This is a genomic window from Kurthia sp. 11kri321, assembly GCF_001534765.1.
Classification (GTDB): domain Bacteria; phylum Bacillota; class Bacilli; order Bacillales_A; family Planococcaceae; genus Kurthia; species Kurthia gibsonii.
In genome coordinates this window covers 1,257,489-1,279,918 of record NZ_CP013217.1, presented here as the reverse complement: position 1 = coordinate 1,279,918, position 22,430 = coordinate 1,257,489, and the positions used below count along the sequence as shown (strand labels likewise).

Below are 22,430 nucleotides of genomic sequence, written 5' to 3'. Positions count from 1 at the left end.
AAAGAAAATCAATAAAAATAAAGAACATCAGAAAAAATATGCTCAACATAGAAAATCCCGTATGATTTTTCAAATCATACGGGATTTGTTCGTTCAAATCAATTTCTACTTCGAAAAACGAATAAAGGTAGGCAAGAAAAGAACGCAACGTCCTGTTTCAAATCTTGCTCCACTACACCAAGTGCATAGGGGCATGGTTTCAAACGCATCTTCACTACGTTCATGTAGGGTTCTAGCTCATGCTATTCCCGCAGAGTGTTTTTCTACGCATACAATTGATTTAACTATTCATATTTGAGACATATTGATTTTATTGTGTCTAGTCTCTTTCATACAAAACTAACTAAATTTTATACCATTTTTGAATAAATATCGAAATTGTAGACTGCAATTTTTTGTAATTATTTTTGAATTTCAATGTGAAATAGAAAGCACGCATAAATTGTAATACTTCTGTACGTCCTTTTAAGAAATGTGCGCTAAATCCTTCATATTGAGAAATCATCTCTAAGCGATCAAAGATTTGTTCAATCCATTCTACAAGTAAATCTTCTTCTATACCATTCGCCAGTAATAGCTCAATTAATGATAAAAAACGTTCTTCTTCATCATCTGTAAAAACATGCTCTTTCCAAAAATTCGATTGAATCGCCATCAATACAGGTGCTGCATACGCTGTATATTCCTGACGTTCTTGTAAGAGGACATAGATGAGTAAAGCAGCATTTCCAACAGAATAAGCAAACCCCTCTTCTGTGTACGCACGCAAGTCATGTTCACGTTCCATTAATAAAAGTGCATCTTCTAAAATTTTCTTTCCTAATTCACTTTTCATTTGATCTTCTGTTAGAAGTAAGCGTAACCATTCAGTTGAAAGCGCACGCTGAAATACAGTAGTTTCATGTTTACTTCCTACTGTACCTAATAGTAGATTTTGTGATACAATCTCGTCGATTAATTGTTGTTTTTGCTCATCTGATAAAATATGATACTGTACTAAATCAATTAATAAACGATAATTTAATTCATCACGCACTTGAGGATCGGCATCACCTAGATGCTGGATCATGTCATTTAAAAATTCAGTTTGAGGTTCTAAAAAAAACTGACGTTGAATTGTAGGGCCACCATTTAAAAGTGTTGTTGCCTGTTCAATAAAGTTCATATGTATAGCCTCCAAAAAAATAGTTTTCAACTCATCATAACTATTTTTTCAAAAAATGGCTACTACTTAAAATCGACGTTCAAAATAGGAACAACTTGCGGCTAATTGTTGGAAACTTTCTTGTAATGCCACACGCGGATTTTCTCTTCGTATAAACTGTAAATAATGTTTAGTTGCTTCATAGTATGCTTCATGGAAAATTGCATAATCTTCATCCACAAAACGTTCACCATTTAATTCAATGCAAATATGATTGTCCACACGCTCAAATAAGTAGAAGTTCTTCTTACCATACTGTTTTACTTTTTTTACAGTGTTTTGAGATTCAAACTCAATTAGTACATCCCAAATTAATTGCAGAAACTTACCTTGAAAATCAGAAGTTAATAATACTCGATCATTTTCTAAATCTCTTACTTCTACATCTTGAAAAAAGAAATCTTCATAATAAGCTGTTTTCAAATGTTCAAATGCATTGGAGATAAATTCAATTTTCATGCCCTTCCCCTTTTCTACATTGTGTATTATTTTGCGTATAATATGTATCATTTTTTCTTTTATATACATAATATTTCACTTCTAACATAAATACAACCTTCGATTCATAAATTTTTAGAAAAAACAAATAAATGTGTACATTAACGGTTTTTTTTAGAAGAAAACACAAATTTTTATGTGGAACATTGTTTTTTTATGCATTTTTGCTCATAAAAAGATGCAGCCTTCTTCTTGTTAAAGACTACATCCTATTCGCTATATTCTCTATTTTTTTAGCACATAGCACTCAATTGCTTTTGCAACACCTTCTTCGTCATTCGATGTGGTCATTGCTTTTGCAATTTCTTTTAAATCTGAAATGGCATTTTGCATTGCGACAGGAAAACCTGCTACTTGGAAAAGTGCCAAATCATTTGCACTATCACCTAGACACATCACTTCATCTAAAGAAATGTGTAAATGACGACACAACTTTTCAATTCCATATGCTTTTGAAATACCTAGTTGATTTATTTCATAATTCGTTGAAGCAGAACTTGTTAGTTCGATATCTTGCCACCCTTTTACTTGTTCATAAAAAGCTTGTAACTGCTTCGGATCTTCAGATTGTACGCCAATTTTTAAACAGCGCGCAATCTCCTGTTTATTTGGTATTCCATCAATAAATTCACCTGCATCTGTAAAACCCCAAAAAGGTATGCCAATGTCCTCAATCGTTTTAAAAATATGCTGTGCTGTTTTGAGATCGATATAAGCTTTCTCTCCTACATGCCCTGCCTCATAATACACATCCGCACCATTCGCCGCTACAATAGGTTGCTTTAATTCCATCAATGCTTCATATGGACGAATACGTGAAATGCCTCTTCCTGTACAAACGACAACGTGAATTCCTTCTTCTACAGCTTGTTGTAAAACTGAAATCGTATGTGGACGAATTGCATGTTGTGAATTAAGTAATGTTCCATCTAAATCAATCGCAATTAATTTGATATTCGTCAAAAAATCACCTCATTATTATTTTACAGGGACTTGTGCAAGTAGCTGGTGCAATTCTTTTTGATTATGCACCACGTATGTTGCTTGATGAGCTGTCTCCTTATTCGCGCCATTATACCAACAACTATCAATTCCTATATTTTGCGCACCTTGAATATCAGAAGATAAAGAATCACCAATCATCAATGCTTCTGTAGGTATAATCTCTGTCGAATGTGCAAAAACATAATCAAAAAATGCTGTTTGTGGCTTTTGTGAGCCTGTTTGTTCTGAAATATAAATCGCATCAAAATACGAACGAATACCCGAACCATCTAAACGGCTATTTTGCGTTTTTTCTAAACCATTTGTTAGAGCATACATTCGATAACCGAGTGATTTGCAAAGTTTCAATGTTTCAAGCGCACCGTCAAGTAGCTGTGTTCCCTCACCTAAATATTGTTGGTAGTGTTTTGCTGCTCTCTCCCCATCAATCTCTTTCCCGAATTCTTTAAACGTTAAGGCAAAACGTGTATGAATAATTGTATTTTTTGAAATTTCACCGCATTCATATTGTGCCCAAAGACGCTGATTAATTTTTCTATAAGTTTGAATCAATTGTTGCTGATTATCTTCTGGTGCTAATTCACGCATAATACGTGTTAGCGCTTCTTTCTCTGCTAATTGAAAATCAAATAATGTGTCATCTAAATCGAATAATAAATAATGATATGTTTTCATATTACAACCTCCGTTATCCATTATATGCTAAAAAGTACTTGTCGTATAGGATGTTCTAGTGTAATATGTTACTAGTACACTAGAACAAATTGAGGTGATTTCCTTTTATGTTTGCTCGCTTTTTTGGATTACTCCAACGCGAATGGCGTCGGGATACAAAAGAATTTTACCTTTTAACATTAAGTACGATATTGATCATTTGGTTTTTACCGCTCTTAACACGAAAGGTGTTTATCTTTTCATTTTATGAACTCGTACTTGGATTGCTCGTTTTTACGGCGATGTTTTATGTATTTCTCATTCCTTTTCTGTTTGCCAATAGCATTCGAAAAGAGACCCAACAATTAGATTTATGGCTACATACGGAAGCACCATTTTGGCAACTTCTTTTTGTTAAATCTATCTATTATCTACTTGTAACTCTTGTTCAAGTTGTACTAATGGTCATTAGCACATTCATCTGTCTTGCACAATTGAATGTCACGTCACTTACATCCTTTGTTCCCATCATTTTCTTTTTAAGTTATAAAATGTTTGAGTCAGTTATTTTCAATCTACCATTTTTTGCGCTATTACTTGGCATTTTACTCTTTTTCAAACGCTACATTGGTCGATTTAGTTACCTTATAACAATTATTCTCTTCATCTTATTTATGCGATTTAACGTATTGCTTTATGAATTCACATGGTATAAAAACTTGATGTATACAGGTGACAACCTTGCTTCTTGGATTCCTATGCCTAGCAATTTCGTAGATGGTTTATATGATGTGATACATGAATTTTTGTATGTACGTGAAATTTATTTTGGGATTATTTTATTCGTTTTACTATTATTCATCAGTACATATTCGTTAGAGAAGGTGTTAAAAAGATGAATAATGATTTTAATCGTGAAAAACCCATCTATGCACAATTAGTCGAACGAATTTGCAGCGACATCATTAAAAATCGTTTGGCGCCTGGTATGAAAATGTTGTCTGTACGTGAATATGCACTTGAAGTGGGTGTTAATGTCAATACAGTTCAGCGTGTTTATAAGGAGTTAGAACAGATGAGACTAACGGAAACAAAAAGAGGACAAGGTACATTCATTACAACGGATGAAGCACGTATTCAATTACTTCGACAAGAAACACGTAGACGCATTGTCGAGCAATTTTTTCACAATATGAACGAATTTGGTTTTACAAAGGAAGAAGTACTGGCAGAAATTAAACGGTTAGGAGCTGATACACATGATTAACGTAAAGAAAGTGTGTTATAAACATCGCAACCGTCCCGTTCTAAACGATGTCTCTTTTCAAATTCCGATTGGTAAGGTTATTGGTATTGCTGGAGAAAATGGTGCAGGTAAATCTACACTTCTGCGTCTACTTGCTGGTATTAAAAATCCTGATGACGGCACGATTACATTAGATCATCAACCATTGACACATCGAACATGTAGTCGCTTCGCCTATTTACCTGATACGGATGATTTTTATAGTTATTTAACAGGTGTACAACTATTTCAATTTTATGAAACGCAATTTGAAGATTTTAATTTCCTAAAAGCACTCGAAGTAGCTGATTTTTTAGACATTAATATTGAACAAAAAATTAAAACACTTTCAAAAGGACAGCGTGGACGCTTAAAAATGGCCGCGACTCTCGGGCGTGAAACCACGTATTATTTTATGGATGAACCGTTCTCTGGGCTAGATCCTATGGTACGTGATTCACTCATTAAAGGATTAATTCGCTTCACAGATGCTGAAACACAAACGATTGTGTTATCGACACATGAATTATATGAAGTTGAACCGATTTTAGATGCACTTCTTCTACTAAAGAATGGTGAAGTCATCTCCTATCACTCGCTTGAAACAATTCGAGAGGAATGGCAGCAAGATGCTGTTTCTTGGATGAAAAAACAATATCGAAAGGAATGAAGACATTGAAAGCAGTTGTCGAATTGCAACAACTATCGAAAACGATTAAAGGCAAAGAAATTATTAAAAATGTCAACTTATCTCTTTACGCTGGACAGATTACAGGATTTTTAGGACCGAATGGTGCTGGTAAAACAACCACAATTCGTATGATGACAGGGTTAATGAAACCTACATCTGGTGACGTACTAATTGAAGGGAAATCAATTACAAAAGAATTTGAAGAAGCGATTTCAAATGTTGGTGTAATTGTTGAAAACCCTGAAATGTATAAATTTATGTCAGGTTATAAAAACTTACAACACTTCGCGAATATGCATCCAAATATTACAAAAGAGCGTATTAATGAAGTGATTCATCAAGTAGGACTTGAAAAACGTATTCATGAAAAGGTAAAAACGTATTCACTTGGTATGCGTCAACGCCTTGGCTTAGCACAGGCATTACTACATCGTCCTAAGTTTTTAATTTTAGATGAGCCAACGAATGGATTAGATCCAGCTGGTATTCGTGATTTACGTCAGCATTTACGTAAAATTGCGGAACAAGAACAAGTGGCAATTATTGTATCAAGTCACTTACTATCAGAAATCGAATTGATGTGTGATAGAATCGCGATTATTCAAAATGGTGTACTAACAAATATTCGTGAAATGAATGAAACAGAAACATCTTACTATCAACTTGAATTAGAAGGTGACGCAGTAGGTTGTCTGCAAACACATGGTTATACATTCACACAAAATGAACAGCTATTCAAAGTAGAAATTGATCGTCAAAACGTTCCGACTCTACTACAACAATTAATGGATGCCAATGTACAAGTATATCAAGTTGCACCATTCCACGAATCACTTGAAGATCAATTCTTAGCGATGACAGGAGGCGGACAAATTGCTCAAACTAATTAAAAATGAATGGGTTAAATTATGGTCAAAAAAATCTTCATGGGTCATGTTAATTCTAACATTAGCAGTTATTGTTGCAATGCTAGTAGGTTTAAAAACATTCGATAAGTTAGTGAATGGAGATGAGGAACCAACTTCTTGGAAAGAACAACAACAAATGACGATTGAAGGCAATAAAACCTTCCTCACTGAAGAAAATCTAACAACAAAAGAAAAAGAACGTCTAGAAAATGAAATAAAGATTGCTGAATATCGTTTAAAGAATAATGTAGAACCACCTGCTTCTGATTCAACAGCGAGCTTCCTTGAAAGTAGTGTAAGCGCCCTATCTCTTATCTCATTATTCGGTGTCATCGTTGCAGCAGGAATTGTATCGTTCGAATTCGGCACAGGTACGATTAAAATGTTATTAACACGTCCGATTGCTCGTTGGAAAATTCTTCTATCAAAACTAATTACAACTTTCTTATTTACAATCTTATTAACTACAGTTGGTTTTGCATTAAGTGCTCTTTTAGGCTATGTATTCTTTGATTCTGCTGGTACATCACTTACAATACAAGATGGCAAAGTAACAGAAGTCAACCTTATTGGACAAACACTATATAGTTACTTATTAAGTTATGGTGATATTTCGATGAGTATCTTCTTCGCCTTCATGCTTGGTACATTATTCAGTTCAAGTTCACTAGCGATTGGTCTAACACTATTCATTACATTTACTTCTGCTACACTTGTTGCACTACTTCAAAAATACGAGTTCATCAAGTATTTCTGGTTTAGCGTAACAGATTTGAATGGAATCGAAAAAGGCTACACGATTCTACCTGACTTAACAATCGGGTTTGCCTTATCAGTCATGGCTGTATATGCGATTATTTTCTTAGTGATTAGCTTCTCTGTCTTTACAAAAAAAGATATTACAGCTTAAACAAAAAACAGATGTCATGTAGTGGCATCTGTTTTTCTTCGTCTTGGACGGGTATGGTTACATACATAGTTTTGACTGTACTTTTTAAAAAAGCTATTGAATAATAAATTGACGGTTTTTTTCCGTAATTTAAGAAAGAAAGAGGAGATTATATGATGCACTTTACATTGAATAACGGCGTAAAAATGCCAGGTCTTGGTTATGGTACATTCCGTTCGGAAGAAGGTCGCGATTTAGCAAAAAACGTCAAACACGCGATCAAAGTTGGCTATCGTAGTATTGATACAGCTTTTATTTATCAAAATGAAACATCTGTCGGTCAAGGCATTAAAGAAGCAATTGAAGAAGGTCTTGTGACACGCGAGGAATTATTTATTACAACAAAAGTGTGGAATGATGGCTTATCATTTGACGAAACGATTCAAGCGTATGAGGACTCTTTAAAGCGTCTTGGGCTTGATTATATTGATTTATACTTAATTCACTGGCCAGGCTTAGATGAAAACTATGTAACCGTTTGGAAGGCACTTGAACAGTTGTATAAAGAAGAGCGTGTTCGCGCAATCGGTGTATGCAATTTTGAAGTGCCTCATTTAAAACACTTACTTGCACATACAGATATTGTTCCTGTCATTAATCAAATTGAATTATCACCAAAATTAACACAAGAAGAGGTTCGTGCATTCTGTAAAAAACATAATATTGTTGTAGAAGCTTGGTCTCCTCTTATGAATGGTGAACTTCTCACAAACGAAACAATCATCGAATTGGCTGAAAAGTACGAACGTACACCTGCACAAATTATTTTACGATGGGATTTACAATCTGATGTTGTTACGATTCCTAAATCAATGACACCAAAACGCATTGAAGAGAATTTTGATTTATTCAATTTTACGATTTCAGAAGATGATATGAAAAAAATCGACGCTTTAAATGAGGATTTCCACTACGGTCCAAAACCAACCGTTTTTGATTTTGGGCGTTAAAACTTTCTAAGCATTCCTTTTTAGGGATGCTTCATTTTACTGCGAAAGGAAGTGGTCATATGCCGTTAGATCCATCATTTGAACAACAAGCAAAGCAGTTAAAAGTTGAATTAACACGTTTTATGATGGCTTATCGTTTTGCTTTAGACGAAGTTGAAACAAAGGTAAAAATTTTAAAAGAAGAATTTCATCTCATTCACGAGTATAATCCAATTGAACATATTAACACACGTTTAAAATCACCTGAAAGTCTTATTGCTAAAATTCAAAAACGACAAATACCACTTGATTTAGTTTCTATAAAAGAAAATATTCAAGATATTGCTGGTATTCGCATCACTTGTTCTTTTGAATCAGATATTTACCGTATACAAGAGATGATTTGTAAACAAGAAGATTTAAAGGTTGTTAAAATTAAAGATTATATCCAACAGCCAAAAGAATCAGGTTATCGTAGCCTGCATTTGATTTTACAAGTACCTGTCTTTTTGTCTGATCGTACGGAGAATGTGTATGTTGAAATGCAAATTCGTACGATTGCGATGGATTTTTGGGCAAGTTTAGAACATAAAATTTACTATAAATATAATAAAGACATCCCCGCTTATTTATCTAATCAACTCGTAGAAGCTGCACATACAGCCGCCCTTCTCGATAAGAAAATGGAGAAATTAAATGAGGAAGTTAATATTCTGAAAAATCAACAAGAGGATGCTGCCTACGACTATCGCTCCTTACAAACAACAAAATTATTTGCGGCACTCCAACAGATAGCAATTCCTTCTTCAAAGGAGGAATAATAAAAAAGCACAGTCCCCCAAACGACTGTGCTTTTTTCATGATTTATTCTGCTTCTACTGATTTAAATTCATAACCCTTTTCTTCCATCGCTTTTGATAAAGCAGCGAAAGCTTTTGGGCCAATACCATGTAGACGTTTTAGACTCTCTACGTCAATCTCACGCAAGTCCTCTAACGTATACAATTCCGCAGTGTGTAATGCACGAATCGCAGGTCGAGCTACTCCCTCTGGCCAATGATTCATTCAAAATACCCTCCTTGTTTTTGCTTAGTTCTTTTTATAGTTAATTCTAAAAAATCAAACTATGTATTTAAATTGTATAAAATCTATTTCTTACAAGTTCAATATTTTATCATACTATTTTGTTAAAAGGTCTTTTCCATTAAAATAATTATCATCATATGACAATTTTATGAATTGCATCTGGATTGTCTTTACACCTACATACATTATACCGATGATTAAATATCCTTTCAAAATTCTATCATGAAACTACTAAAATAATTGTGACAATTGTGAACAGAAACAAAGGTCGATTATTATTGAAAAGTATGGTATATTGTAGTGTATATGAATAAAGGACGTGAATTTTTTTGATTAAAATTGAAATGCCAAAACCAGACGTAGTCATTCGTCAACGTGAACAAAAACTAAAAGATGGTGAAGTACCGATTCCATCAATTTATGGTTTCATCGACTTCCATAAAGTACCTCGTGATAAAGGCGGCTTAATTCTATTCTTCAACGAAGATAATGAATTATTATTTGTCGGAAAAGCGCGTAAATTACGCCCTCGTTTGAAAAAACATTTCCAAGACCAAGTATCACCATTAAAAAATCATCGTGAAGAAGTTGCGAAGATTGAAGTATTCGTAGTAGAAGATCCAATGGAACGTGAAATCTACGAAACATATATGATTAACACATTACGTGCAAAACATAACATTGATAAAGTGTTTTATAAAGACTAATTAAAAGACAGAGGACTGGATACTATCCATCCCTCTGTCTTTTTTATTATGCATCATATGTTTCTAATAAACGATGTGTTTCGTAAATTGCATACTGCTTCAAATCTTGGTCATGTTTAATCAAGTAAGGGTCTAAGTATGCTTGCCACGCTTCCGATTCATCATATGTTAATTGTTCTTCTTTTTCTTTCATATTCCAACACGTAATGTGCAGTTCCTCTGCGAATTGTTTACCATCTGGGCAAAGTGTTGTGGGTGTCATTAAAATCGCACGTTCACAATCGTAATATGCACGCCCTGTTGCAAAATGATTCATCATTTCAGGTGTGAGCTTTTCAGGTTCTTTACATACCATCATCGCAGTTCTTACACCATGTTGTTGTGCAATAATGGCCACCCCAAAACTTTCAGAAGGTACAATGATTTGTACATCTTTATAAGCCATATGTTGAATTAATTTTGCATAATATAAAATTAATTCATATTCTGTCATTAATTCGACAGGTTTAATCGTTGTTTTTTCTTCAATAAATCGCTTATGTAATTTTTTAATATAGATTTGTGCTTTTTTTAGCCTACTTGATTGCTGAAAACGTTTGACGGCATGCACTTGATCTTTCTTCTTATGATACGTTCGTTTTGAATGTAATGGCGGTAATTTTTTTATTTTTCGGATTGCATCTTGTATATAATAAATACCTAATCCGAGTAAAATAGATGAAATGAGAACCATCCATGCTTCCGTCCACATCCAACGATACGTGTAACCTACAGCTTGTACATATTGTTGAATCGTTTGCGTATCATAGAAAAAAGGTGCAAAAATCCACGGTGTTAACTGTAAATAGAACGCAACAAGACAACTTAGTAGCAGTTGATGAATTAAACGTTGCCTATTTTTTTCAATCTTTTCATGATGATGTTGTGCATACTTTTCTTTTAAACGATCTTCCGTTTGAATAATCGATAAAATATGCTCTTTTGCACAATCTGGGCAATATAAAACAATCTTATGTTCTTGTAATACTTTACTTTGTTCTTTCTTGTGAAATTCGCAAGTATAACGCACGATGTCCATTTCCTTTCACTTCTTTTACGGTACTGTTCTATTATAGTAATAACTATATAATCCCGCATGAGTGATAACACTCACATTCCACAAAAAAAATTGGCACTAATCGTATAGAAAGAATCAATTCAAAAGAAGGAAATATACTTCTTTTGAATTAAATCTTTAATAGGTCATTTCTAACAGTAATTCATCCAATATATCTTGGTAAACTGCTTGTTTTTGTTGGACATCTTCTACCGCAAGTTGTTTTTTCTTTTCTTCAAAGTACGTAATAACAGGTGCGTAATCCATATTTATCTCTTTGATTCGCTTTAACAAATGTGGTACATCTTCATACATCGTTTTTTGCTCTAATATTGATGTAATTTCTGTTTTTGCTTGTACAATCGGGTCAAAAGCTTGAAGTCGCTTGGCTGCTTTTTCTAAACGTACGACACGATATTCTGATTGATTTTCAATTTCTAAAATTTGTTTTTCAATTTCAATAAATAATTGTTGAATTTCATGTAAAAGAGCCGATTTTTGTTCTTTAAAATATGTTATAAATTGTTGCTCATATCGAACTACTTCTTCTCTTTTTGGTTCTGGGTCTGTAAAGAGTTGTTGTGAAACGCCTCTTTTATATTGCTGAACAAAACTTGCATATTCTGTATATAACTGAATTAACTTTTTACTCTTAGGTAATTCAGCTGTATGTGCTTTTAAAAATTCAACCAATTGATAAGACGTTTCTAATTGATGATATTCTTTTTTTAGTTGTTCAAATGTCTTTTCTAATTCATGAATTTTATGCTCTTGTTCTTTCGACTGATAAACAGCATCATCACTCTCATCCATAAATTCACGCAACATACTATAAGCTTCTAAATATGGATCGCGCTGTACCAATGAACGAATTTCTAAAATAAATCGATCCACCCATTCAAAGAACCGTTGGTGAATCAGATTTGAAAAAGCTTCATTATCTAAACGACACATCTGAATATACGCAAACAATTGATCAAAATTTGAGGACTGATATAATGCATGTTCGTCTTTTTCAACTGCTTCTTGCAATGCTTGAAAAGAAACCGATAATTGTTTGAAAGCACCGAAAAAATCTTGTTTTTCTAAAATTTCAGATGATAAATTATATGGATCTTCATTTAGTAAAAACAGCATTTCTTTCTGTTCTTGACCAATTCGTGCTAGTAATGCACGTTCTGAAGGTAATCCTTTAAACTGATGATTTGCGAGCCATACAACTGCTTGGCTTCGCTTTAAAAAACTCTCTTTAACAAAAACAGACTTTTGATACGAAGGTGTATCAAAAATTGTCACCGCTTTTAATAAGTCATGTTTTAAAACAATATCAACATAATCTAAACCACTTCGCATCATTTGAGAACTAAATGTATCCGATATGGCAAATAGCTCCACTTGACCAAGAGAAAACTGTGCAACTTGTCCATCTAAAAAGTGAGCTGTTACACTTTCTTCCTCACCATAATGAATGATTGTGTGTACATACGACACACCATGGTATTCACTTGGCATAACATGGCGATTCAATAGCGTATTAATAAACGTTGCTTTGTCTGCATATACATCACCAATAACGAGCAGTTTTAAATCGTCTTTTGAATCGGCAATCAGCTCACGTAATTTCCGAGCTGTAATACGCGTACTCATATGTTTACTAAGTAAAAATTGAATCCTCTGTAACTGTTGCTTCTCACCAATTAGTACAGGTTGTCCGCTACATTCGATTTGTTGGATTCGTTTTTCATATTGTGTATGATTATTCTTTTCCATATATGTCACAAACCCCTTTTCTACATATCTTTAGTATACATGATATGTGAAAAAACACTACAAACAATTACTATTTACTTATTATTTTTTTCAAAAAAATCATCGCTTTTCGACTTGTTTTTTCATTTCTCCTATTACTTTTATACCTATTTCAATTCAATGATTTCAATTTACTATGCTTTTATGTCTTTTTTCATACTTTATTTTTGAACCGGCTCATATAAACTTCGATAAAAACCACTTTCTTTTATTAAATCGGCATGTCTTCCTTGTTGAATAAGTTGCCCTTCTTTTAAAACAAAAATCCAATCCACAGCATGTAATACATCTATATTATGCGTTGTGAAGATTAATGTTTTTGTTCTCGTTGCTTCTTGAAGTGCTTTTAGAATGTGTAAGTTAATTGACATGTTAAACTCAGCTATTATTTGATCTAAAATAAGAACATCTGGATTCGCTAAAACAGCTCGTGCAATAGTAATTAATTGTCGCTCTCCTTGACTTAAATTATCACCATTCGAATAAAGCATCGTTTCATATTTTTCAGGTAAACGATTAATAAATTTATGTGCTTGTACTTTTTTAGATGCTTGTATAACTTCTTCATCTGTGGCTGATGGATTACTTAATCGAATATTCTCTAGAATACTTCCTGTAAATAGATACATGTGTTCCGGAACACTATTAATGCATTTACGCAGTTGGCTTTTTTTATAATTAGATATTAGTTCATTGTTTATTAAGATGCGTCCACTTTTTAAATCATAAAATGTATTTAAATAATTTAATAATGCTGTTTTCCCCGAACCAGCTGGACCAATGATTGCCACTCGCTTTCCTAGCGGTATTTGCATCGAAATCTCTTTTAATACCATCTCACCTTTTGAATTTTCAATAGACATTTTTTCAATAATGATGTCTTCATTAATTTCGTTTAAAGATATTTTTTCTTGATCTTTAGTAAATTCATTGGGTGCATCTAACACTTCGAAAACACGTTTCACACCAGCATATGCAGCTTGTAATGAATTCAATGCATTTGATAACTGTTCAGTCGGTTTAAAAAATTGACGTGAGTAAGCACTAAATGAAGCAATCATTCCAATTGTTGCCATACCATATACCGTCATAATTGCACCTACTCCCACCATCAGTGTAAGTGCCATATTATTAAAAAAACGATTTAATGGTGCTAAAGAACTTGAAACAACTTCTGCTTGGAAATCTGCCTTTTTATAACATCGATTTCTTGTATTGAATGTATGCCACTGTTCCTTCTCTTGATTAAACAATGTCACTACCTCCGCACCTAATATATGTTCATTAATATGTGCATTCATATTTCCAAGCGCATGCTGCCTTGCTACATAATCTGTACTAGAGCGCATGACAATTTTTCGTGAAACATATAATAAAAACGGTAAAATAATAAAACTAATAAGTGCTAACTGCCATGACAGAAGCAGCATAGCAATAATGGTACCTGAGATTGTTAATATGGATGAAATCAGTGGAACTGCATTTTGACTCAATGCAGTGCTTAAATTATCTAAATCATTCGTTAGCCTACTCATTAAGTCTCCTGGCGAATGTTCTTTATGGTAACTGGGGGGTAAAACTTGAAATTTTTCAAACATCTCTAACCGTAACGCTCTCACAACTCCTACTGAAACTTGAATCATCATATACGTCTCAACCCATGCTAATGCGCTTACAACTAAATAAATAAGCGCTAAATAAAGTAAATGCTCAAAAGTACCTGAAATATCTCTCTTTAAAATGTATCGATCTACAATATGTCCTAAGAGCGTCGGCGCGTAAACTGTTAATATTGTTGACAGGAGAATGGAGATTGAAACAATACAAATTTTAAGACGATCTCGTAATATATACCTAGTTAATCGCAATAAAACTGCTTTAGATGCTTGATGTTTTGTTTGTATTGATTCTTTCATCATCTATTTCCCCTCCTGTTGCGCATAGTACATCTGTTTATAATATGCTGATTGCTGTAATAACTCTTCGTGTGTACCCTTCGCTATTACTTCTCCCTCTTTTAATAAAATGAGTTGATCTACTTTTTGAACAGTCGATAAATTTGATGTTGCAATAATGAGTGTTTGTTGTTGTGCATGTTTTTGGATATATGATTGAATATGATTTACTTTTAAAAAGTCACGTGTAGGTATTAAATCATCGATTACAATCATTTTTGCTTCTCGAATCAAGGCACGTGCTATCGCTATACGTTGCTTTTGCTCATAAGATAATGTATCTATATCACTTTCTAATAAAGATTCTATATGTTGCTTTCCTGACCAAATGTGAAATTGTTTGAGTACATCTTTTAAACTCTCTTTGTTTGCTGTTATATTTCCATATTTCAAGTTGCTTTCAACACTACCTGAGAATAAAAATGCTTGCTGTGGTACAAATGCAATTTGTTGCCGAAGTTCTTCACCTTCAAAATGTTGAATAGATTGTCCATTTATTAAAATATCACCTTCTTGAAAAGCATGTAGTCGTGCAATGAGGCGCAGTAAAGTCGTTTTCCCTGAGCCGATATCGCCAATTATTGCTACACTTTGACCAAAAGGAATGTGAAAATTAAGATTTTTTAATTGAGGTTTCATTTGCTGTTTATAATAAAATGTAACATTTTGAAAAGTAATGTCCCCTATTTCAGAATGACTTTTAGGTTCAATTAGAGAAATATCTTTTGGAAGAGTGAAAATAAAAGAAAGGCGTTGAATGGAGGGAAGAGATCGCACTAATTGCATAAGTGCCATGATACTAAGTGTTACTGTGCTGAAAATTAAATTCAAATAGTTGATAAAGGCTAAAACAGCCCCTACTTGAATCTGATTTATATCAATTTTTAAAAGACCAATCCATAGCGTACTAACAATTCCTAAATTAATAATGAGCATGACAAGTGGGTTAAGGGAACCAATGACTTGTGCTGTCTTTTTATTTTGTTGCGTATAATTTCCATTAATTTTTTTAAAGCGCTGAATTTGTTCTTTTAGGCGATGGTAAGCTTTAATAATATACATGCCAAATAATGAATCAAATAATAATGTATTTACTGCATCTAATGCACGTTGAACATGACCATATAAAAAATAGGCATAAATTGAAAATAGTAAGACGATACATACTAATAAAATTAACATGCAGATGAGAATTATAAACAAATGATTCGCTGTAAACCAAACAACAAAAATTACTCCTATAAATATAAATGGCCCTCTAATTAAGACCATTAATAATTGTGTAAATGCTTGCTGAATAACGTTTACATCATTTGTTAGATTCGTGATTAGTCTTCCTACGCCTACTTCTTCTCGTTGCTTTTTTGTAAAATAACTAATTTTAATATAAAGTGCTGAACGTAAATCATTTGCCGCGTACACACTTGATTTTGTACCGAAATAAATACATGCAACCCCTGCAGCCAAAGCAATTAACGTACAGATTATCATATAAAAAATATACAATATTACGGTTTTCGGTTCATTCTGCTTAATTCCATGATCAATTACATACTGTACGCATAATAATTGGAAAAGTGTAGCACCTACTTCGATTAACATAAAAAAAGGCGCAAGTGTAGTAATAAACCAATATGGCTTAATAAAACGAAATAAACTTAAAAATTTTTTCACTTTATCACCTCTTTTTGAAAAACTTAAAAGTAATTGAATAAAAAAAGCCACTTCTTCGTTCTTGTTCGAACAAGAGGAAGAAGTAGCCTTCCCAACAAATATTAGAAATAATCGATGAAGCTTGGAATGTGATTTGGAATTAAATCTTCAAGTAGTTCAACCATTTCTTCAGTTGGTGTTGTAATTCGTTCAATACTATATAAATAACGCGGGCGCAAATAGCCGAGTAACATCGTGGTTAATGTTTGGATGGTCACGTGCACTGCATCATCTACTAAATCATCACTTAACTTTGTCACCGTTACGCGACCAGAAGCAGATGTCACTTCGAATGTTCCTTCATTCCACTTTGCAAGACGATCTTCCACCGCAATGCGTAATGTGAAGTCAGGTAGTTCAAACGGGAACTGTTCCATGAATGATTGCACATCGACAATACGTGCCATAAAGTACGGCGATAAACTTTGCTTAATTTCGCTATCTTGCATTAAAAAGGCGATGGATTCTGTTCCACTCGTTTTTCCAAATACATGATAAACCATGGATTTATGTGCATGAATGAAGTTCCATAGTCCTTTACGCGCTTCATTCGTTAAGTAGATTAATTCATCCACATAGAAGTTTTCTTCCATAATACGATAGAAAAGATAGCCGACTGGTTCGTCTGTTTCTGCTTCATAGTAAACAGCTGTTTGAAGTTGTGTATCACTTCCTTCAAACTTCTCTTCCCAGTAACTTTCTTGGAATTTTTCATTCCATGCGATTGGATTACGCACCATCATCCCATGCTTTTCAAGTGCGTATTCATGATAAATCTGTTTAATATGTTCATGTTCAAGTGGCACACGGCGCACCTGTCCTTCGATTTGGTCATAGTAAGGAATCTGTGTATCCTTCATTTGATATTCAACAATATCACTCATAATTTCAAAACCTTTATTACGATAATAAGGAATTGAGTATGGGAATAAGTATGAAATTGAACGGCCTTCGTCACGCATATTTTCTAAACTTTTTAAAATGAGCTTATGCATTAAACCGTGGCTTGAGTACTCTGGGTACGTGCCAACTGCTGTAATTCCCCCCATTTCATAAATTTTACCGTGGATGTTCACTTGAAACGGTAAATTTAATATTTGAGAAATCAAATGGTCTTTGTCGAACCAGCCCATTGCAGTCCCCTCACGGAATTGCTTTGATTTCGCATTAATGAATACACGATCTTTGTGCATCGATACATTAATTTGAAATACATAATTTAAAAGTTTAATAAATTGATCCATTTCTTCAATTTGGATCTCACGCAACTCTAACTGTTGCTTTGTCATAATTCCACTCCTCTTATTTGGTCCATCAAATACATCTATACCACCATTTTGACAATTATTAACACACTGTCTTATGTTTTTTTATGTATGGCAAGTCTTTCTACTATATAAAGAAAGCATATTTTCCTTGAACCTTATATACTATCTTAATATTCTTTTATAGAACTGTCCAATAAAGTACTAAAGTGATTGAGTTTGGAGGCGAGTGGCCCTTTTTGAGGCGCGAATGTTCGTTTTCAATCCAAAACTAAAAACTCTCGTTTGATTGTCACATCATACGAGAGTTGAATTTATTCGATATACTATTCGCCACGCATGTAATCTTTTGGGAGTGAGAAGCCACGTCCCATAATATCCGAGGCATTTAAGAAAATAACGAAGGAATCGGTTCCTTGTGTTTGGAGTAATTCTTTTAAATAGACGGCTTCTGACTGCTCAACAACGCTAAACAATAGCGCTTTTTGTTGTTTTGAATAGCCACCTTCAGACCAAATTTTTGTGAAGCCTCGGTTAATTTCCTGATGAATTAAACGGCGTACTTCTTCTTCTTGATCGGTAATAATTAATACAAGTTTAGATGACGATGTACGAAGCTGTACCAAGTCAATGACTTTACTCGTAATAAAGATGGCAATCATCGCATACAGTGCTAACTCTAAATTGAATACAAACATCGCTGCAATAACGACTGCTGCATCAATTAATAATTGAGCGAACCCACTGGAAAAATGAAAATATTTTTTTAATAATTGCCCGATAATCGTTGTACCGCCTGTTGAACCATTTCCACGAAAGACAAGACCTAGCCCAACACCTGTTAAAATACCACCGTAAATGGATGCAAGCATGGGATCATGTACTTTGAATGGAATATGTGCAGTTGCTGCGATAAATAATGGTAGCATCACTGTCCCCACTAATGTCTTCACACTGAAATTTTTCCCAAGTAAAGCATACCCTACAAAAAATAATGGAATGTTAATGGATAGCTGAACAATGGTTGGATTCCATTGGTAAAGCTCATATAAAATCGTACTAATACCGACAACGCCACCTGCTGCAAGTTTTGCAGGTAATAAGAAGGCATTAAAGGAAATCCCTAAAATAAATGTACCGATTAACATTAAAACATATGAACGTGCTTCTTTTGCCATGTGAAACGCCCTCTCTTTACGAACTTCTCTTTCATTTTAACGAGCGGAGGTTTCAGTTGGCAACTACTGGAGAATAAGTTTGTTTATTTCGTGTTTTTATGTCCGCTAAAAGGCTTGTAATAAGCCCACCATGACAATATTCGTTAAGTGCGCTGCTAATTTTTCTGTTCGGTGGTCTTGGTCATGTACAGGATTTACTTCACATACGCTAAAACTAACGACATTCGGTTGACGCGTTGCGACTTGTAAAATTTCACGTACTTGTTTTGGTTCTAATCCACAAACAGCTGGGATACTTACACCTGGTGCATAGGCAACGTCTAAAACGTCCATACATAAAGATATCATCATGACATCACATGTTTGCGTAAATTCGTCCATCATCATTTGAAGTTCACCACGTGCTAACTCATCTTCGCATAAATACGCAACACCATAGGCTTCTGCTCGTTGAAATAATTCATTCGTATTCGTATAACGCCCAATCCCACAGGCAAAACATGTAACGTGATCATCTTCATCTAAAATCTGCTTCATAACAGACATTGAGGTTGTATGTTGATCATACGAATGAAGCGAAAAGCGCGACGCAATACTTAAAATACCTATTTTCACATCCGCTCCGTACATTTTGCGTACACCGAGGTAATGTCCATATAATGTTTCATGACCACCACCTAAAATAATGGCACGCTCTTTATGTTGTAAAATATGATAGACCTTCTCACCTAATTTTTTTTGAGAAGTTTCGAGTGATTCTTCACATAAAATATTACCGTAATCTTTTAATTTAGAAGGTTGTGGTGCGCGCCAAGGAATATTAGAGAGCGCACGTCGAATGGCGGCTGGTGCTTCAGCTGCACCTACTCTACCTTGATATCTTTTGACACCTTCATCACATGAAAATCCAATGAGTCCAATCGTTGGAACAAAAGCTAATTCATTTACTTCTTCATGGCATGCAACGACTTGATGATAGCGTAAATTGTCGAATGTCGTAGGGAGATCTATTCGACCATACCAATTTTCTTTTGATTGATTCGCCACTTTCCATCAACCTCCTATATGTCTTTTCACTAGTATAACGTGTTCAAACTCTTTATAATTTGTGAAAATTTTGAATTTTTAAAATAAATAAACACCTCAAAAGCATACGGCTCTATACTTTTGAGGTGATTTTTTCACTTATGGTATTCTTCTTCAAATTCTTCTTGAACAAATTTAGGGAAGGTTAAGACAGGTATATGTGACTTCGTTTGAATTGTTCGACTGACGCTTGATACGAGTTCACGTAACCCTCTTGTTCCTCTATTACCTATGACAATTAAATCTGCATGATGATCATGCGCATGGCTTAAAATTGCTGCTGCTGGGCCTGTATCATAGACAAAACCCTCTACATGATTTGGTAAGTCAACGAAGCGATTTTTTGCTTTTTGAATAATCTGCTCTGCATAGGCAAGCATCTCTGGCGCACCGTCATCATAGTTTCGTTGAAATGGTGATGGATTTTCAAGTGGGTGTTCGTAAGCATACACAATATTTAACTCAATTTCTGCATGCATTTCTAAAATCTCATGAACATAATCAAGTACATCATTGGATAAGTCTGTATCATTATAAGCAACTACGACTTTTTTTGTGAACATCGTACATCTACCCCTTTTCTATCGAGCCATTGCTCAACTTCTTTCCCTTCCACTATACCCTGTTTCCGCTTATAAGATACCTATTTTACCCAATTATTTTTGTCAATTATCGTAACACAGATGATTTCGTATGGAAGTTTGTACCGTCCGTTGTTGCCTCTACATAGTTTGCACGAATAACAAAGTCGCCAAAGTGTTCTCCTTCAAGGCGTTCTTTTGCATATTGCGGAATAATCGTACGTAACTCTTGCAGAATCGTCGCTTCATCGACATTCTCTTTATAAATTTTATTTAAGCGTGAACCGTTAAATGCTGCACCTAAATACATATTGTATTTACCAGGTCCTTTTCCAATAAAACCAATCTCACCAATTGCCGCACGTGAACAACCGTTTGGACAACCCGACATACGAATGTTAATCTCTTGTTCATGTAAGCCAGATTCATCTAAAATTTCTTCAATTTTTGTAATTAAACTTGGTAAATAACGCTCCGCTTCTGCCATCGCTAAACCACATGTCGGAAGTGATACACAGGCGATTGAATTACGACGAAGCGCTGAATAATGCTTGCCATCAGTTAACTTATACTTTGTAATCAGCGATTGAATTTTTCGCTTTTTAGTCGGCGTAATATCTGAAATGACTAAGTTTTGATTCGGTGTCATGAAAAATCGACCTTCATGCACTTTCGCAATTTCACGTAGACCTGTCATAAGTGGATAATCTTCAAAGTCTTTCACACGCCCACCTTGAACAAATAATGTAAAGTGCCAATTACCATTTTCACCTTTTACCCAGCCATATTCGTCACCTGTACGTTCAAAATGGAATTGACGTGCTTCTTCTAATTCAAAACCGAGACGTTTGTGTAACTCCTCTTTAAACCACTCGATTCCATAGCGATCAATTGTATATTTGAATCGTGCGTTTTTACGCTCAATTCGATTACCGAAATCACGTTGAATTGTCACAATTTTTTCAGTTGTTACGAGTAATTGTTCTGGTGTCACAAAGCCAATTAAATGACCAAGTTGTGGGTATGTCTCATCATCACCATGTGTCATTCCCATACCGCCACCAACTGTAATATTAAATCCTTTTAATTCATTGTCTTCTACAATCGCAATAATACCGATATCTTGTGAATAAACATCTGTATCATTACTTGGCGGAATCGCAATCCCAATTTTGAATTTACGCGGTAAATATAACTCACCATAAATCGGCTCCACTTCTTCCACTTGTGGTGTATCATGTACTTTTTCACCATCTAACCAAATCTCATGGTAAGCTTGTGTTTTCGGCAGTAAATGTTCACTGACTTTCACAGACCATTGATACACTTCTTCATGAATTTTTGATGTCGTAGGAATGACATTACACATCACGTTTCGGTTTACATCACCACATGCAGCGAGCGAATCAAGTAAGACACGATTCATCTCTTGCATATAGGCTTTTACATTCCATTTTAAAATGCCATGTAACTGAAAGGCTTGGCGTGTTGTAATTTTCAAAGTACCGTTCCCGTACGTACGTGCCATTTCATCCATCATGAGCCACTGTTCACTTGTCGCTGCTCCGCCTGGTGTACGTACACGAATCATGAATTGGTAAGATGGTTCTAGTTTTTTACGTTGACGCTCGTCACGCTCATCACGATTATCCTGCATGTAACTACCATGGAATTTAATTAAATTTTGATCGGCTGCACCAATTGAACCTGTTAGTGGGTCTTTCATTGATTCTTTTAGTGTACCTCTTAAATAGTTACTCTCTTTTTTAATGCCTTCGTTAACTGCTGGTGTACCTTCTTGTGGTGGTAGCACAATTTTCTTTGTCATGTT

General features: G+C 34.4%; 22 protein-coding genes. 8 read left to right on the top strand and 14 right to left on the bottom strand.

Annotation, left to right across the window (positions count from 1 at the left end):
* Nucleotides 1-343: 343 nt before the first annotated feature.
* The 4 genes from ASO14_RS06600 to ASO14_RS06585 form a co-directional block, all read right to left on the bottom strand.
* Entirely contained in the window at nucleotides 344-1,165 is an 822-nt protein-coding gene (locus tag ASO14_RS06600) for a DUF2785 domain-containing protein (RefSeq protein ID WP_068453157.1), read from the bottom strand.
* A 66-nt stretch (nucleotides 1,166-1,231) separates the two neighbouring features.
* Nucleotides 1,232-1,663 carry a hypothetical protein gene (locus ASO14_RS06595; RefSeq protein ID WP_068453155.1) on the bottom strand — a complete coding sequence of 144 codons (432 nt, stop codon included), beginning with the start codon at nucleotides 1,661-1,663 and terminating at the stop codon, nucleotides 1,232-1,234.
* Nucleotides 1,664-1,927: 264 nt separating this feature from the next.
* The gene (locus ASO14_RS06590; RefSeq protein ID WP_068453153.1) at nucleotides 1,928-2,665 is read right to left on the bottom strand and encodes a Cof-type HAD-IIB family hydrolase; all 738 of its coding nucleotides are present in this window, start codon (nucleotides 2,663-2,665) and stop codon (nucleotides 1,928-1,930) included.
* Between the two features lie 15 nt (nucleotides 2,666-2,680).
* Nucleotides 2,681-3,382, bottom strand: coding sequence for a YjjG family noncanonical pyrimidine nucleotidase (locus ASO14_RS06585; protein ID WP_068453151.1), 702 nt, complete (start codon nucleotides 3,380-3,382; stop codon nucleotides 2,681-2,683).
* A 107-nt stretch (nucleotides 3,383-3,489) separates the two neighbouring features.
* Between ASO14_RS06585 and ASO14_RS06580 the strand changes: the two genes are divergently transcribed.
* From ASO14_RS06580 to ASO14_RS06550, 7 genes are all read left to right on the top strand, one after another.
* Nucleotides 3,490-4,260 carry a hypothetical protein gene (locus ASO14_RS06580; RefSeq protein WP_068453149.1) on the top strand — a complete coding sequence of 257 codons (771 nt, stop codon included), beginning with the start codon at nucleotides 3,490-3,492 and terminating at the stop codon, nucleotides 4,258-4,260.
* A complete protein-coding gene (locus tag ASO14_RS06575; protein ID WP_068453147.1) occupies nucleotides 4,257-4,628 on the top strand; it encodes a GntR family transcriptional regulator in 372 nt (123 codons plus the stop codon). The genes ASO14_RS06580 and ASO14_RS06575 overlap by 4 nt, the downstream gene beginning before the upstream one ends.
* Complete coding sequence (locus ASO14_RS06570) at nucleotides 4,621-5,316, top strand: ATP-binding cassette domain-containing protein (protein ID WP_068453146.1); 696 nt, start codon at nucleotides 4,621-4,623, stop codon at nucleotides 5,314-5,316. Before ASO14_RS06575 ends, ASO14_RS06570 begins: the two co-directional genes overlap by 8 nt.
* Nucleotides 5,313-6,227 carry an ABC transporter ATP-binding protein gene (locus tag ASO14_RS06565; protein WP_068457319.1) on the top strand — a complete coding sequence of 305 codons (915 nt, stop codon included), beginning with the start codon at nucleotides 5,313-5,315 and terminating at the stop codon, nucleotides 6,225-6,227. The genes ASO14_RS06570 and ASO14_RS06565 overlap by 4 nt, the downstream gene beginning before the upstream one ends.
* A complete protein-coding gene (locus tag ASO14_RS06560) occupies nucleotides 6,211-7,155 on the top strand; it encodes an ABC transporter permease (RefSeq protein ID WP_068453144.1) in 945 nt (314 codons plus the stop codon). Before ASO14_RS06565 ends, ASO14_RS06560 begins: the two co-directional genes overlap by 17 nt.
* Before the next feature lie 152 nt (nucleotides 7,156-7,307).
* Entirely contained in the window at nucleotides 7,308-8,144 is an 837-nt protein-coding gene (locus ASO14_RS06555; RefSeq protein ID WP_068453142.1) for an aldo/keto reductase, read from the top strand.
* A gap of 59 nt (nucleotides 8,145-8,203) precedes the next feature.
* Entirely contained in the window at nucleotides 8,204-8,944 is a 741-nt protein-coding gene (locus ASO14_RS06550) for a GTP pyrophosphokinase (protein WP_068453140.1), read from the top strand.
* Between the two features lie 43 nt (nucleotides 8,945-8,987).
* Here the strand turns inward: ASO14_RS06550 and ASO14_RS06545 are convergent, their stop codons facing one another.
* Nucleotides 8,988-9,188, bottom strand: coding sequence for a helix-hairpin-helix domain-containing protein (locus tag ASO14_RS06545; RefSeq protein WP_068453137.1), 201 nt, complete (start codon nucleotides 9,186-9,188; stop codon nucleotides 8,988-8,990).
* Between the two features lie 350 nt (nucleotides 9,189-9,538).
* Here ASO14_RS06545 and ASO14_RS06540 point away from each other — a divergent pair, with 350 nt between their 5' ends.
* Nucleotides 9,539-9,916 carry a nucleotide excision repair endonuclease gene (locus ASO14_RS06540; RefSeq protein WP_068453134.1) on the top strand — a complete coding sequence of 126 codons (378 nt, stop codon included), beginning with the start codon at nucleotides 9,539-9,541 and terminating at the stop codon, nucleotides 9,914-9,916.
* 46 nt (nucleotides 9,917-9,962) lie between these two features.
* On the opposite strand, the gene ASO14_RS06535 is transcribed toward ASO14_RS06540, so the two are convergent.
* From ASO14_RS06535 to cysI, 9 genes are all read right to left on the bottom strand, one after another.
* Complete coding sequence (locus ASO14_RS06535; protein WP_068453131.1) at nucleotides 9,963-10,994, bottom strand: restriction endonuclease; 1,032 nt, start codon at nucleotides 10,992-10,994, stop codon at nucleotides 9,963-9,965.
* Nucleotides 10,995-11,150: 156 nt separating this feature from the next.
* Nucleotides 11,151-12,782 carry a dynamin family protein gene (locus ASO14_RS06530; RefSeq protein ID WP_068453128.1) on the bottom strand — a complete coding sequence of 544 codons (1,632 nt, stop codon included), beginning with the start codon at nucleotides 12,780-12,782 and terminating at the stop codon, nucleotides 11,151-11,153.
* A gap of 200 nt (nucleotides 12,783-12,982) precedes the next feature.
* Nucleotides 12,983-14,740: an ABC transporter ATP-binding protein gene (locus ASO14_RS06525; protein WP_068453125.1), complete on the bottom strand. Its 1,758-nt coding sequence runs from the start codon at nucleotides 14,738-14,740 to the stop codon at nucleotides 12,983-12,985.
* A complete protein-coding gene (locus ASO14_RS06520; protein ID WP_068453122.1) occupies nucleotides 14,741-16,450 on the bottom strand; it encodes an ABC transporter ATP-binding protein in 1,710 nt (569 codons plus the stop codon).
* 101 nt (nucleotides 16,451-16,551) lie between these two features.
* Nucleotides 16,552-17,781: a GNAT family N-acetyltransferase gene (locus tag ASO14_RS06515; RefSeq protein WP_373863143.1), complete on the bottom strand. Its 1,230-nt coding sequence runs from the start codon at nucleotides 17,779-17,781 to the stop codon at nucleotides 16,552-16,554.
* A 299-nt stretch (nucleotides 17,782-18,080) separates the two neighbouring features.
* The gene (locus ASO14_RS06510; protein ID WP_068453116.1) at nucleotides 18,081-18,932 is read right to left on the bottom strand and encodes a YitT family protein; all 852 of its coding nucleotides are present in this window, start codon (nucleotides 18,930-18,932) and stop codon (nucleotides 18,081-18,083) included.
* 105 nt (nucleotides 18,933-19,037) lie between these two features.
* Nucleotides 19,038-19,979, bottom strand: coding sequence for a formimidoylglutamase (locus ASO14_RS06505; protein ID WP_068453113.1), 942 nt, complete (start codon nucleotides 19,977-19,979; stop codon nucleotides 19,038-19,040).
* 134 nt (nucleotides 19,980-20,113) lie between these two features.
* Nucleotides 20,114-20,581, bottom strand: coding sequence for a universal stress protein (locus ASO14_RS06500; protein WP_068453110.1), 468 nt, complete (start codon nucleotides 20,579-20,581; stop codon nucleotides 20,114-20,116).
* 106 nt (nucleotides 20,582-20,687) lie between these two features.
* The gene (cysI, locus tag ASO14_RS06495; RefSeq protein WP_068453107.1) at nucleotides 20,688-22,427 is read right to left on the bottom strand and encodes an assimilatory sulfite reductase (NADPH) hemoprotein subunit; all 1,740 of its coding nucleotides are present in this window, start codon (nucleotides 22,425-22,427) and stop codon (nucleotides 20,688-20,690) included.
* Nucleotides 22,428-22,430: the final 3 nt, after the last annotated feature.

Excerpts from the sequence above, each read along its gene's own strand:
- ASO14_RS06530 (WP_068453128.1), bottom strand. The coding sequence starts at position 12,782 with ATGGAAAAGAATAATCATACACAATATGAAAAACGAATCCAACAAATC.
- ASO14_RS06500 (WP_068453110.1), bottom strand. The coding sequence starts at position 20,581 with ATGTTCACAAAAAAAGTCGTAGTTGCTTATAATGATACAGACTTATCC.
- ASO14_RS06595 (WP_068453155.1), bottom strand. The coding sequence starts at position 1,663 with ATGAAAATTGAATTTATCTCCAATGCATTTGAACATTTGAAAACAGCT.
- ASO14_RS06585 (WP_068453151.1), bottom strand. The coding sequence starts at position 3,382 with ATGAAAACATATCATTATTTATTATTCGATTTAGATGACACATTATTT.
- ASO14_RS06575 (WP_068453147.1), top strand. The coding sequence starts at position 4,257 with ATGAATAATGATTTTAATCGTGAAAAACCCATCTATGCACAATTAGTC.
- ASO14_RS06580 (WP_068453149.1), top strand. The coding sequence starts at position 3,490 with ATGTTTGCTCGCTTTTTTGGATTACTCCAACGCGAATGGCGTCGGGAT.
- ASO14_RS06525 (WP_068453125.1), bottom strand. The coding sequence starts at position 14,740 with ATGATGAAAGAATCAATACAAACAAAACATCAAGCATCTAAAGCAGTT.
- ASO14_RS06600 (WP_068453157.1), bottom strand. The coding sequence starts at position 1,165 with ATGAACTTTATTGAACAGGCAACAACACTTTTAAATGGTGGCCCTACA.
- ASO14_RS06570 (WP_068453146.1), top strand. The coding sequence starts at position 4,621 with ATGATTAACGTAAAGAAAGTGTGTTATAAACATCGCAACCGTCCCGTT.
- cysI (WP_068453107.1), bottom strand. The coding sequence starts at position 22,427 with ATGACAAAGAAAATTGTGCTACCACCACAAGAAGGTACACCAGCAGTT.
- ASO14_RS06545 (WP_068453137.1), bottom strand. The coding sequence starts at position 9,188 with ATGAATCATTGGCCAGAGGGAGTAGCTCGACCTGCGATTCGTGCATTA.
- ASO14_RS06555 (WP_068453142.1), top strand. The coding sequence starts at position 7,308 with ATGATGCACTTTACATTGAATAACGGCGTAAAAATGCCAGGTCTTGGT.
- ASO14_RS06550 (WP_068453140.1), top strand. The coding sequence starts at position 8,204 with ATGCCGTTAGATCCATCATTTGAACAACAAGCAAAGCAGTTAAAAGTT.
- ASO14_RS06510 (WP_068453116.1), bottom strand. The coding sequence starts at position 18,932 with ATGGCAAAAGAAGCACGTTCATATGTTTTAATGTTAATCGGTACATTT.
- ASO14_RS06535 (WP_068453131.1), bottom strand. The coding sequence starts at position 10,994 with ATGGACATCGTGCGTTATACTTGCGAATTTCACAAGAAAGAACAAAGT.
- ASO14_RS06565 (WP_068457319.1), top strand. The coding sequence starts at position 5,313 with ATGAAGACATTGAAAGCAGTTGTCGAATTGCAACAACTATCGAAAACG.